Below are 12561 nucleotides of genomic sequence, written 5' to 3' on the forward strand. Positions count from 1 at the left end.
GTCAGTCCTGACTGTCCAGAATTTCACGCACTTTCGAGACCAGTTCACCACGCGGCACTTCGAACTGGCTGGGGCGTTCTTTCCATTCCTCAAGCGTCGCGCTTTCGGCGATCTTGGCACCCAGGATCAGGTCTTTGATCTGCACGATCCCGCTGGCCTTTTCGTCACCACCCTCGATCACAGCAATCGGAGAATTCCGCTTGTCCGCGTATTTCAACTGATTGCCGAAATTCTTGGGATTGCCCAGATAAACCTCGGATCGAATGCCTGCGTTGCGAAGCTCGGCCACCATCGCCTGATAATCGGCCATCCTGTCTCGGTCCATGACGGTGACAACAACTGGTCCCGTGGCCTGCGCGCTGAGCCGACCCTTTTCGCGCAGAGCGGCCAGCAGGCGATCGACACCAATGGAAATACCTGTCGCGGGAACCTCTTGCCCAGTGAAGCGCTTGACCAGATCGTCGTAACGGCCGCCGCCCGAAACCGACCCGAATTGCCGCTTGCGGCCTTTCTCGTCGAAAATCTCGAAGGTCAGTTCAGCTTCGTAAACCGGCCCGGTGTAGTAACCGAGACCACGCACAACCGAAGGGTCAATCTCGATCCGGTCCGAACCATAGCCACCTGCATCCAGCAGCGCGCCAATCTGTTCCAACTCGGCGATGCCATCCGCGCCGATCTTGCTGTTGCCCACGGCAGCGCGCAGGTTGGCCAGCGTTCCGGCAGTATCCGCAGCCTTTGAGGTCAAAAACGCAACCACGGGCTCGGCCTGGTCATCGCTCAGGCCCACCCCGTCGATAAACGCGCCGGAGGCGTCCAACCGGCCTTTGGTCAACAACTCACGCACACCGGCCTCGCCCACTTTGTCAAACTTGTCGATGGTGCGCAGAACGTTGTCACGGGCAGCGGCATCTTCGCCCAGCCCCATCGCCTCGAGCACACCGTTCAGAACCTTACGGTTGTTGACCCGCACCAGATAGTCACCGCGCGGAATACCCACAGTCTCCAGCGTGTCCGACAGCATCGCACAGATTTCGGCGTCTGCAGCCATCGAGGCCGTGCCGACCGTATCAGCATCGCATTGATAAAACTGACGATACCGCCCCGGCCCCGGCTTTTCGTTGCGCCAGACCGGACCCATCGCATAGCGGCGATATGGCGTCGGCAAATCATTGCGGTGCTGCGCGTAGACGCGGGCCAAAGGGGCCGTCAGATCATACCGCAGAGCCATCCAATCGCCATTGCCGCCTTCATCAAACTCTTGCCACGCAAAGACACCTTCGTTCGGGCGATCCACGTCGGGCAGGAATTTGCCCAGCGCCTCGACGGTTTCAACCGCGCTGCTCTCCAAGGCGTCGAAACCATAGCGATGGTAAACGCCCGCAATCGTCCGCAGCATCTCGGTGCGCTGCGTGACTTCCTCGCCGAAATAGTCGCGGAACCCTTTCGGCGTTACTGCCTTGGGGCGGGGCTGTTTCTTGGGCTTGGCCATTTGGGGCGTCCTTGGAAGTATCCTAATCCGCGCGCGGTCTAACCCATGGCCCGCATCGGAGCAAGGCGCGCTTTCTCTGGCCATGGCGTCACAGGGTCGCTATGACCAGCGCAAGACAGGAGTGCATCATGCAGCATCTGGAAGAAAAGATCGCCCATCTGACCCGTACCGTGGATGAACTGAACACGGTCGTCACCAAACAACAGTCGGAAATCGACCGCCTGACCCGCCGGGTTGAAATGCTGCTGCAGCGTGAAGCCGAACGCACGCAGGAAGGATCAGGCGGCGTCGTCTTTGGCGACGAACGGCCGCCGCACTACTGAGCGTTACAGCCCCAGCGTTGATTTTACCGCGTTGTCCACTACACCGCCCAACAAGGCGTTTTCGTCACCAGCGCAGCCATCTTTCAAAGCTGCCAGAAATGTTTCGCGCAGCGCGGCCTTCTCCTCATCCGAAGTGGCGTGGGCCTCTATGTCGACCTGACGGTTATAAAGCGACAGGGCGGTCATCTTCCCGACAACGTCCAGAATGTACTCCTCGTTCCCGTCGGCCTCTTCGATGACAGAAGTACAGGTGTGATACATATGCGGCAGCGCGTCCTGCATCATCTGTTCGGCTTCCTCGTCAGCAAAGGCTAGTCCGGGACTGGTCAGTATCGCAGCAGCAGCAACCACGTTAATTGGATTAATACGCATCTGGTGCTCCTCCACTCACTTGGAATTCGCGCCGATCAGCGCACCGGCTACCGCACCTGCGGCAGCGCCTTTGCCGTCACCAATCAAAGCACCAACGCCTGCGCCGATCACAGCACCCTTGATCGTGTTTTCTTTTTTCTTGTCATCTGCCAAACCAGCTGAGGCCGAAACCATAGCCAGTGAAGCCGCCGCTCCAAACACAAATTTTCTGAACTTGAGACCTGCTACCGCCATATCAAAGCCCTCCCGTGGCATGACCTAAAGACATCTCTGTCAAGTCAGCCTAGCGAGGCGCTAACTGTCTGGCAACAAAGCGCGGTCAGATCTCTTCGACGGTCATCACGCCTTCCAGCGATTTGATCGCGCCCTTGATCTGCGGGTTGATCGGGAACTCGCGCCCCAGATCCATTTCAACATCGCCGGGCAGGCTTGGGTCCAGCAACATGAACTGGATTGGCCCCCGAGCGGCCCCTTTCGCGGCAGAGGCGGCATCTTCCAACACCTTGGCGACCGTTGGTACGGCCTGCGCTTCGTCAACAAAGATGCGCAACCCGGTTGCGCCGGCCTCGGCCACAAGAGAATCCGCAGGCCCGACCGACCGCCCAAGCAGTTTGAGCTGATCGGCCTCCATCGTCGCCTCGGCGGTCAGAACCACCTGAGCCCCGGTTTCCAGAAACTCGCGACATTTCTCCAACGTGTCCGAAAACAGCGTAACCTCGTAAGCTCCAGTGGGATCAGACAGTTGAGCAAAAGCAAAGCGGTTGCCCTTTGCCGATTTTCGCTCCTGCCGCCCGGCCACAACTCCGGCCATCTTGGCGATTAGCGGGCCAGAGCGGGCTTTTTCCATCACTTCATCCAGCGTCAGAACCTGTTTACGCTTCAAAGCCGGCATGTAGTCGTCCAGTGGGTGACCGGACAGATAGAAGCCTATGGCCTTGAATTCTTCGCTGAGACGCTCGGCCGGCAGCCAGTCCGGCGTTGGCGACAGGCGTGGCTCGGGCAGGTCGTCACCGGCCTCACCAAACAGAGAAACCTGGTTGGAGTTCTTCTGTTCATGGATCGCCGCCGAATACTGCACCAGCCGGTCAAGGCTTTCGAAGACGCGGCGGCGGTTCTTGTCGAGCTCGTCAAAGGCCCCGGCCCGCGCCAGCATCTCCAGTGGGCGTTTGCCGACTTTCTTCAGATCCACACGACGTGCAAAGTCAAACAGATTGACGAACGGCTTATCGGCGCGCCCTGCAACCACAAGGTTCATCGCCTCGACACCTACATTTTTCAATGCTCCCAGCGCATATACCAGTTCACCGTTCACAACGTCGAACGTCGACAGCGATCGATTCACGCAAGGCGGCACATAGGGCAGTTCCAGTCCTTTGCGCACTTCTTCGAAATACACAGCCAGCTTGTCCGTCAGATGGATGTCGCAGTTCATGACACCCGCCATGAACTCGACCGGGTGGTTCGCCTTCAGCCAGCCCGTCTGGTAACTGACAACCGCGTAAGCGGCGGCATGGGATTTGTTGAAACCATAGTTGGCGAATTTTTCCAGCAGGTCAAACACCTCGGAGGCCTTCTTGGCATCCACGCCGTTCTCACCCGCGCCTTTTTCGAATTTCGGACGCTCGGCGTCCATCGCCTCTTTGATCTTCTTACCCATCGCACGGCGCAACAGGTCAGCGCCACCGAGGCTGTACCCGGCCATCACCTGCGCGATCTGCATCACCTGTTCCTGATAAACAATGATGCCCTGGGTTTCCTCAAGGATATGGTCGATCAGAGGATGCACGGACTCGATCTTCCGTAATCCGTTCTTGACCTCGCAATAGGTCGGGATGTTCTCCATCGGGCCGGGACGATACAGCGCCACAAGAGCAACGATGTCCTCGATGCACGTGGGTTTCATGCGCTTGAGCGCGTCCATCATACCGGTGGATTCCACCTGGAACACTGCCACCGTCTTCGCCGCAGAATAGAGTTTATATGTCGCCTCATCATCCAGCGGAATCGCGTTGATCTGGTTCTCGGCCCCTTCAGCGGGCTGATAAAGCTCGGTGCCGTCGGCGGCGACGTGCAACGGACGCCCTGATTTGAAGATCAGGTCCATCGCGTTCTGGATCACGGTCAGCGTTTTCAGACCCAGAAAGTCGAACTTTACAAGTCCGGCCTGTTCGACCCATTTCATGTTGAACTGGGTTGCGGGCATATCGGACCGTGGGTCCTGATAAAGCGGCACAAGCGCATCCAGAGGACGGTCTCCGATCACCACTCCGGCCGCATGGGTCGAAGCGTTCCGCAGCAACCCTTCAACTTTCTGGCCGTAGGTGAGCAGACGGTCGACAACCTCTTCGTTGCGGGCCTCTTCCCGCAGACGCGGTTCGTCTTTCAGTGCCTTTTCAATGGAGACGGGTTTTACCCCCTCAACCGGGATCATCTTGGACAAGCGATCCACCTGCCCATAGGGCATTTGAAGAACCCGCCCGATATCCCGCACCGCAGCCTTGGACAACAAAGCACCGAAGGTGATGATCTGCCCCACCTTGTCGCGGCCATACTTCTGTTGCACATAACGGATCACCTCTTCCCGGCGGTCCATGCAAAAGTCGATATCGAAGTCGGGCATCGACACCCGTTCGGGATTCAAAAAGCGTTCGAACAGCAGAGAATAGCGCAGCGGATCAAGGTCTGTGATCGTCAGCGCATAAGCCACCAGTGAACCCGCGCCCGAGCCCCGACCCGGCCCTACCGGAATGTCTTCGTCTTTCGCCCATTGGATAAAGTCGGCAACGATCAGGAAGTAGCCGGGAAATCCCATGCCTTCGATGATGTCCAACTCAAAATCCAGCCGCTCCTGATACTCTTCGGGCGTCACCGCATGAGGGATAACCGCCAATCGTTTCTGCAGACCCTCATTCGCAATCCGGCGCAGCTCGGCAACTTCGTCATCGGCGAATTTCGGCAGGATCGGGTCACGGCGATAGGCCATGAAGGCACAGCGTTTGGCGATCTCGACAGTGTTTTCGATAGCCTCGGGCAGGTCAGCGAACAAGGTCGCCATCTCTTGCTGTGACTTGAAATAGTGCTGAGCCGTCAGGCGGCGGCGGCCTTCTTGCTGATCGACATAGGCCCCCTCGGAAATACAGATCAGCGCGTCATGCGCCTCATACATATCTGACGTAGGGAAGTAGACGTCATTCGTAGCCACTAGCGGCAGGTTCTTGGCATAGGCCATCTCGACATGACCGCGCTCGGTCAGGCGCTCTGCCTCGGGCTGGCCGTCCTCACCCGGGTGGCGCTGAAGTTCGATATATACCCGATCGAGGAAAATCCCTGCCAGTCGATCAACCAAAGCTTCAGCCGCCGGGCGCTGACCCTGTTGCAACAGCATTCCAACCGGGCCGTCAGGACCACCGGTCAAACAAATCAGGCCCTCTGACCGGTCAGCCAATTCCTCCAAAGTGACCTGAGGCAATTGCCCGCCCTTGTCCACGTAGAGACACGAACTGAGCTTCATCAGGTTTTCGTACCCGACCTCAGACTGCGCCAGCAGCACCAGCGGCGCGGGCGCCTTCGGCTTCTCGCCTGGCTGGGCCTGCACATAGGTCAAATCAACCTGACAGCCCATGATCGGTTGCACACCGGCTCCGCTAGCCGTCACCGAAAACTCCAGGGCCGAGAACATGGAATTGGTGTCCGTCACGGCTACGGCGGGCATCTCCATCTTTTCACAAAGGGCTGGCAGCTTTTTCAGCCGTACGGCGCCTTCCAGAAGGGAATATTCGGTGTGAACGCGGAGATGAATGAATCGTGGAGTACTGCTCATGAACCGCAGGCTACCCTAGCTGAGAGGCGTGCAAAAGCCGGAACCTGTGCCGTTGTTCGGCAAAATAATCATTTTTGATTATTCGGGTTTTCCAGAAGGTGCTTCGGGATTGACCGTGTGCCACATTCAAAAACTGCTTTATTTACAACTGGCTGCCTTTTACACAAACTAAACGATCAGGGGCAGTGCATGTGCAATGGTGTATAATAAAGGCGGTTTTTCTTGCCAGACAAGCCGCGCTGTTTCTAACATCTCAAGGCAAGCTATTCGCCCGCCACTCTTTCTACGTCGCATCGAAGGAGGGCCGCAGGGGCGCAACCGGGTAAGGCGACGGGTTTCTCGAATGAACATCACGTTTCTTCTGAACGGAGAGACAGTGGAGCTGGCGGATGTCGATCCGACAGCCACCCTGCTGGACTGGCTGCGTGAAGATCGCGGTCTGACCGGCACCAAAGAAGGCTGCAACGAGGGCGATTGCGGGGCCTGCACCGTGATGGTGACGGATGAGGATGGTGCCAAAGCACTGAATTCGTGCATTCTGTTTCTGCCGCAACTGCATGGCAAGGCCGTCCGCACTGTTGAAGGCGCAAGTGGCCCGAACGGCGAAGCGCACCCGGTGCAGCAGGCAATGGTTGATCTGCATGGCTCGCAATGTGGCTTCTGCACACCCGGGTTCGTCATGTCGATGATAGCCGGTCACACGAATGGCGCGACAGACCATGACACACAGCTGGCTGGCAACCTTTGCCGTTGCACCGGTTACGCGCCGATCATTCGCGCTGCCGAGGCAGCAAAAAAACACCCGGTTCCAGTTTGGGTGAAAGACAAACCGGTAACGCCACCGGCCACTTCTCCGTGGCTTCCGGTTTCGTCGGATGAATTGGCGAAGATCTATGCTGAGCGCCCGGAGGCCACTCTGGTTGCAGGGGCAACGGATGTCGGTCTTTGGGTCACAAAACAATTGCGTGATCTTGACCCGGTGATCTTCCTCAACCGGTGTGACGATCTGAAAGAGATTACGATCACCGACGATGAACTCCGCTTCGGTGCGATGGTCGACATGAACCGCATGGGAGAAGCGCTGGCCGACGTGCATCCCTCCTACGCCGAGATGATCCGTCGATATGCCAGCGTTCAGGTCCGCCACGCGGCCACTGTCGGAGGCAACATCGCCAACGGCTCTCCTATCGGAGACAACCCACCCGCGCTGATCGCTTTAAACGCGACTCTGCACCTGCGCAAAGGTAAGGAACGGCGATCTATCCCCTTGGAAGAGTTCTTCATCGATTACGGCAAACAGGATCGTGCTCCGGGCGAGTTTGTCGAAGCCGTCAGCTTCCCGCGACAGGCAGATCGCCTGAAGACTTACAAACTCAGCAAACGGTTCGATCAGGATATCTCGGCCGTGTGCGGGTGTTTCAATATCACCGTTTCAGACGGCAGCGTCACACAGGCGCGTATCGCATTTGGCGGCATGGCCGGGACTCCGAAGCGAGCGGCGAACGTCGAGGCCGCGTTGGTCGGCAAACCGTGGACGGGTGCGACCATCGACGCCGCGCTGCCTGCCTTTGCCGACGACTTTTTGCCACTCTCAGATATGCGCGCATCGGCCACCTATCGTCTGGAATCCGCCAAAGCGATGCTGCAACGCTATTTCCTCGAAGATCAGGGCGAGGTCACCAATGTGCTGGAGGTATCGGCATGAGTGTGACCAAACCCCTCCCCCACGACGCCGCCCCTTTGCATGTTTCGGGCTCGGCGCGCTACGTGGATGACATCCCAACACCCAAAGGTACGCTCCACCTGGCCTTTGGCCTGAGCCCGATTGCCAAGGGCAAGATCACCGCTATGGATCTGTCGGCTGCGAAAGACGCCGAAGGAGTCGTTATGGTTATGACGGCAGAAGATTTGCCTTTTGCCAACGATGTCTCGCCCTCGATCCACGATGAGCCGTTGCTGTCGGACGGCTCGGTGCACTACATCGGTCAGCCGGTGTTCCTGGTCGTCGCCACCAGTCACCTTGCCGCCCGCAAAGCCGCACGATTGGGCAGGGTCGACTATGCTGAAGAGACACCAATCCTGACCGTCGAAGAGGCGTTGGCCGCCGACAGCCGGTTTGAAGACGGTCCGCGGATCTACGCCAAAGGCGACGCGGACGCGGCTATTGCCAGCGCACCGCATGTGATCGAAGGCTCGTTCGAACTTGGTGGCCAGGAGCATTTCTATCTGGAAGGTCAGGCCGCTTTGGCCGTGCCCAACGAAGGCGCGGATATGCTGGTGCACAGTTCGACCCAGCACCCGACCGAGATTCAGCACAAGGTAGCTGACGCTTTGGGCGTTCCAATGCACGCCGTCCGGGTCGAAACCCGCCGCATGGGCGGTGGCTTTGGTGGCAAGGAAAGTCAGGGGAACGCTTTGGCTGTGGCCTGCGCCATTGCCGCACGTGCAACCGGCAAAGCGTGCAAGATGCGCTATGATCGCGACGATGACATGATCATCACAGGCAAACGACACGCCTTTCGCATCGCCTACAAGGCTGGGTTTGATGAACATGGCCATATTCAGGGCGTCTCGTTTCATCACTACGCGATCTGCGGCTGGGCGCAGGACCTGTCTTTGCCGGTGGCCGACCGCGCGATGCTGCATTCGGACAACGCTTACCTGTTGCCAAACGCTCGGATCGAGAGCCACCGACTGAAGACGAACACGCAATCCGCCACGGCCTATCGCGGGTTTGGCGGGCCGCAAGGGATGGTGGGTATTGAGCGCGTAATGGACCACGCCGCGCATGAATTGGGTTTGGATCCCGTCGAGCTGCGCCGCAGAAACTACTATGAACCTGCACACGCTGTGGCCGAGCACGCACCAACCGAAAAACCACTGGGCCATCCAGACCCGCATGAAGACCTGACCAGCCGCGGCGCAGTTGAGATGGGTGACGCACCGGTTCGTCCATTGCCTGCCGGCGGCAATACCACACCTTATGGCATGGAGATCAGCGACTTCGAACTGCATGGCATGACCGAGGCGCTGCTGAAATCCAGTGACTACGCCGCGCGTAAGGCTGAAATTGAGGTTTGGAATGCAGAGAACAGTGTGATCAAAAAGGGTATCGCCTTTTCTCCGGTCAAATTTGGTATTTCATTCACGCTGACACATCTGAACCAGGCGGGCGCACTGGTGCACGTCTATCAGGACGGCTCGGTCCACTTGAACCACGGCGGCACCGAGATGGGTCAGGGTCTGTTCCAGAAGGTCGCGCAGGTTGCCGCTTCGCGCTTTGGCATCCCGCTGGAGATGGTGAAGATCACCGCGACCGATACGGCAAAAGTGCCGAATACTTCGGCCACCGCAGCGTCTTCGGGCAGTGATCTGAATGGCATGGCAGTGAAGGCAGCGTGCGATACAATCCGTGACCGGATGGCCGACTATCTGGCAGAGCGGCATCAGGCCGATCCATCAACAGTCACATTCTCGGACGGCCACGTCTCCGTCGGAGAAGAACGCTACACCTTCGCCGAAGCTGCCGCTCTGACTTATCAGGGGCGTATCAGTCTGTCGGCCACCGGATTCTACAAAACGCCCAAGATTGAATGGGACCGGATCGCCGGACGTGGCCGCCCGTTCTATTACTTCGCCTATGGTGCTTCGGTTACCGAAGTTGCCGTTGACACTCTGACCGGTGAAAACCGCATTCTGCGTACAGATATCCTGCATGACGCGGGCGCATCGCTGAACCCGGCGCTGGATATCGGACAGGTCGAAGGCGGTTATGTGCAGGGCGCAGGCTGGCTGACGACCGAGGAACTGGTCTGGGATGACACGGGCAACCTGCGCACGCATGCGCCCTCGACTTATAAGATCCCGGCCTGCTCGGACCGGCCTGACATCTTCAGCGTCACGCTTTGGGATGGCGAAAATCGCGAAGACACGATCTATCGCTCGAAAGCTGTGGGTGAGCCGCCTTTCATGCTTGGTATTTCCGCATGGCTGGCGCTGTCAAACGCAGTCACCGCCTGTGGAGACACGTACCCGGCCCTGAACGCACCGGCTACGACAGAAGAAGTCTGGCACGGTATCCAGAGGATGAAGGGAGGCGTCTGATGGGATTTGACCTTGAGGCTTTGAAGGAGGCGGTCAAAACCCACGGCAAGGTGGTTCGGGTGGTTGTCGCCGGGATCAAAGGGTCGTCTCCACGTGAAGTGGGCGCTGCTATGCTGGTCTGGAAAGACGGGCAAAGTGGGACTATTGGCGGTGGTACACTGGAGTATCAGGCTGCGGATGCAGCACGATCGCAATCAATGACCGCCCGCCTGACCCACCACACGCTGGGACCGGACATGGGGCAATGCTGTGGCGGAGCTGTCTCGTTGTTGAGCGAGGTCTATGATCTCAAGAAGGTTGAAACGCTTGATGATACTATCATTGCACGGTCAGCATCGGGCGGCGGCGTGCCCCTGTCCGTTAAGCGATTGCTGTCGGCAGCCCGCAGTCAGGGTATTGCGCCCGAACCACGTCTGATCGACGGCTGGATGATCGAACCGGTGCATAAACCGGCAAGAAACCTTTGGATCTGGGGCGCAGGTCATGTGGGACGCGCGCTGGTTGATGTTTTGGCCCCTCTGCCTGATCTTGCGATCACATGGGTCGACACCGGCCCCGAGCGCTTTCCGGACGCGATTCCTGAAGGCGTGACCGATCTGCCAGCCGAAAAACCGGCCGACCTTGTACGCCATGCCCCTCAAGACGCCGAGCATCTTGTGCTGACTTATTCACACAATCTGGATTTAGAACTGTGCAACAGGCTGCTTTTGCACGATTTCCGCTTTGCGGGATTGATCGGCTCGGCTACGAAATGGGCGCGGTTCCGATCACGGCTGGCGGCCCTAGGGCATCCGCCCGACCGGATAAGCCGGATCACCTGCCCGATTGGTGACCCGTCGCTGGGCAAACACCCACATTTGATCGCCGTCGGCGTTGCAGCGCAACTGCTGCGCCCGACCCGACAGAACGAGTTGAAGAAGGACCTGAGCGCGTGACCACACCATTGTTGAGCCTGCAAGGGTTGACCAAAGCCTATCCTGGTGTCGTGGCCAACGATCAGGTGTCTTTTGACATCGGTGAAGGCGAAGTTCACGCCCTGTTGGGTGAAAACGGCGCCGGGAAATCTACGCTGGTCAAGATGATCTATGGGCTGGTGAAGCCTGACAGCGGCACCATGCTTCTGCGCGGTCAGCCCTTCGCACCGGCCGAACCACGCGCCGCACGGACCGACGGGATTGCGATGGTATTCCAGCATTTTTCGCTGTTTGACGCCCTGAACGTGGCCGAGAACATCGCATTGGGGATGGAGAACCCACCTGCCATGGGTGACCTGGCCTCGCGTATCCGCGAAGTGTCCGAAACCTACGGCCTCCCGCTGGATCCGTTCCGCACTGTCGGCGACTTGTCCGCTGGTGAACGTCAGCGTGTCGAAATAATCCGCTGCCTGTTGCAGGACCCCAAACTGCTGATCATGGACGAACCGACCTCGGTTCTGACACCGCAGGAGGTGGAGATCCTGTTCGAGACGCTGAACAAGTTGCGGTCCGAGGGCACATCGATCCTGTATATCTCGCACAAACTGGAAGAAATTCGGACCCTGTGTGACCACGCCACAATCCTGCGTCTGGGCAAGAACGTGGGGGAATGCGTACCCGCTGAAACCTCGGCCCGCGACATGGCCGAAATGATGGTGGGATCAACCCTGCAAACCCCGGAACGTTCGGGGCGTGACTTTGGCGACGTGGCGCTGGATGTCAGCGGCCTGTCGGTGCCTTCGCCAACGGAGTTCGGCACCGCATTGCGCAACGTGCATATGACCGTCCGCAAAGGCGAGGTTCTGGGCATTGGCGGCGTTGCGGGTAACGGGCAGGATGAATTGCTGGGCGTTTTGTCCGGTGAAATCCTGACATCAGCTGACGCAATCAAATTCAACGGTCAGGCGATTGGCAAACTGGGACCAACCGCGCGGCGCAAGCTTGGCGTGTTGACGGCCCCCGAAGAACGGCTGGGCCACGCGGCTGCACCGAACATGAGCCTGACTGAAAACGCCCTGTTGACCGGGTCAGTCCGCGAAAGCCTGGAAAGCAACGGCTTCCTGAAATGGGCCGAAACCAAGAGCTTTGCAGAAAAGATCATCGAGATATTTGACGTCCGAACACCGGGGCCGGAAAATGCGGCGCGGTCCTTGTCGGGAGGGAACCTGCAGAAGTTTGTAATCGGGCGCGAAGTGCTGCAAGACCCGGATGTACTGGTCGTGAACCAGCCGACGTGGGGTGTGGATGCTGCGGCGGCTGCTTCGATCCGGCAGGCCATTCTCGATCTGGCCGCCAAGGGAACGGCGGTTGTATGCATCTCTCAGGACTTGGACGAACTGATGGAAATTTCAGACAGCTTCGCTGCGCTGAACGAAGGCCGTCTGAGTGCACCACGTCCAACCACCGGCCTGACGGTCGATGAGATCGGGTTGATGATGGGTGGCGCCCACGGGATGGAGGTGGCGCATGTGTGATCTT

General features: G+C 58.6%; 9 protein-coding genes. 5 read left to right on the forward strand and 4 right to left on the reverse strand.

Going from position 1 to position 12561, the window contains the following annotated elements; genetic code table 11:
- Nucleotide 1 precedes the first annotated feature (1 nt).
- Complete coding sequence (hisS, locus tag ACR0K5_RS10700) at nt 2-1489, reverse strand: histidine--tRNA ligase (RefSeq protein WP_480629665.1); 1488 nt, start codon at nt 1487-1489, stop codon at nt 2-4.
- 128 nt (nt 1490-1617) lie between these two features.
- Here hisS and ACR0K5_RS10705 point away from each other — a divergent pair, with 128 nt between their 5' ends.
- Nucleotides 1618-1812, forward strand: coding sequence for a SlyX family protein (locus ACR0K5_RS10705; protein WP_480629666.1), 195 nt, complete (start codon nt 1618-1620; stop codon nt 1810-1812).
- A 3-nt stretch (nt 1813-1815) separates the two neighbouring features.
- On the opposite strand, the gene ACR0K5_RS10710 is transcribed toward ACR0K5_RS10705, so the two are convergent.
- The 3 genes from ACR0K5_RS10710 to dnaE all read right to left on the reverse strand — a co-directional run bounded on the left by ACR0K5_RS10710 (nt 1816) and on the right by dnaE (nt 6004).
- A complete protein-coding gene (locus ACR0K5_RS10710; RefSeq protein ID WP_480629667.1) occupies nt 1816-2184 on the reverse strand; it encodes a hypothetical protein in 369 nt (122 codons plus the stop codon).
- A 15-nt stretch (nt 2185-2199) separates the two neighbouring features.
- Nucleotides 2200-2418 carry a YMGG-like glycine zipper-containing protein gene (locus tag ACR0K5_RS10715; protein WP_480629668.1) on the reverse strand — a complete coding sequence of 73 codons (219 nt, stop codon included), beginning with the start codon at nt 2416-2418 and terminating at the stop codon, nt 2200-2202.
- 85 nt (nt 2419-2503) lie between these two features.
- Nucleotides 2504-6004, reverse strand: coding sequence for a DNA polymerase III subunit alpha (gene dnaE, locus ACR0K5_RS10720; protein WP_480629669.1), 3501 nt, complete (start codon nt 6002-6004; stop codon nt 2504-2506).
- Between the two features lie 343 nt (nt 6005-6347).
- Between dnaE and xdhA the strand changes: the two genes are divergently transcribed.
- From xdhA to ACR0K5_RS10740, 4 genes are read left to right on the forward strand one after another with little or no spacing between them, the layout of a single operon-like run.
- Nucleotides 6348-7709, forward strand: coding sequence for a xanthine dehydrogenase small subunit (gene xdhA / locus ACR0K5_RS10725; protein WP_480629670.1), 1362 nt, complete (start codon nt 6348-6350; stop codon nt 7707-7709).
- Entirely contained in the window at nt 7706-10108 is a 2403-nt protein-coding gene (gene xdhB / locus ACR0K5_RS10730; protein ID WP_480629671.1) for a xanthine dehydrogenase molybdopterin binding subunit, read from the forward strand. Before xdhA ends, xdhB begins: the two co-directional genes overlap by 4 nt.
- On the forward strand, nt 10108-11043 hold the full coding sequence (xdhC, locus tag ACR0K5_RS10735; protein WP_480629672.1) for a xanthine dehydrogenase accessory protein XdhC: 936 nt from the start codon (nt 10108-10110) through the stop codon (nt 11041-11043). Before xdhB ends, xdhC begins: the two co-directional genes overlap by 1 nt.
- Entirely contained in the window at nt 11040-12557 is a 1518-nt protein-coding gene (locus ACR0K5_RS10740; protein WP_480629673.1) for an ABC transporter ATP-binding protein, read from the forward strand. Before xdhC ends, ACR0K5_RS10740 begins: the two co-directional genes overlap by 4 nt.
- Nucleotides 12558-12561: the final 4 nt, after the last annotated feature.

It is taken from the genome of Ruegeria sp. AB9 (genome assembly GCF_056542585.1).

What these genes read in the sequence shown, in the direction of transcription:
- ACR0K5_RS10705 (WP_480629666.1), top strand. Translation starts at nt 1,618, where the DNA reads ATGCAGCATCTGGAAGAAAAGATCGCCCATCTGACCCGTACCGTGGAT.
- xdhC (WP_480629672.1), top strand. Translation starts at nt 10,108, where the DNA reads ATGGGATTTGACCTTGAGGCTTTGAAGGAGGCGGTCAAAACCCACGGC.
- xdhA (WP_480629670.1), top strand. Translation starts at nt 6,348, where the DNA reads ATGAACATCACGTTTCTTCTGAACGGAGAGACAGTGGAGCTGGCGGAT.
- dnaE (WP_480629669.1), bottom strand. Translation starts at nt 6,004, where the DNA reads ATGAGCAGTACTCCACGATTCATTCATCTCCGCGTTCACACCGAATAT.
- ACR0K5_RS10715 (WP_480629668.1), bottom strand. Translation starts at nt 2,418, where the DNA reads ATGGCGGTAGCAGGTCTCAAGTTCAGAAAATTTGTGTTTGGAGCGGCG.
- hisS (WP_480629665.1), bottom strand. Translation starts at nt 1,489, where the DNA reads ATGGCCAAGCCCAAGAAACAGCCCCGCCCCAAGGCAGTAACGCCGAAA.
- ACR0K5_RS10710 (WP_480629667.1), bottom strand. Translation starts at nt 2,184, where the DNA reads ATGCGTATTAATCCAATTAACGTGGTTGCTGCTGCTGCGATACTGACC.
- xdhB (WP_480629671.1), top strand. Translation starts at nt 7,706, where the DNA reads ATGAGTGTGACCAAACCCCTCCCCCACGACGCCGCCCCTTTGCATGTT.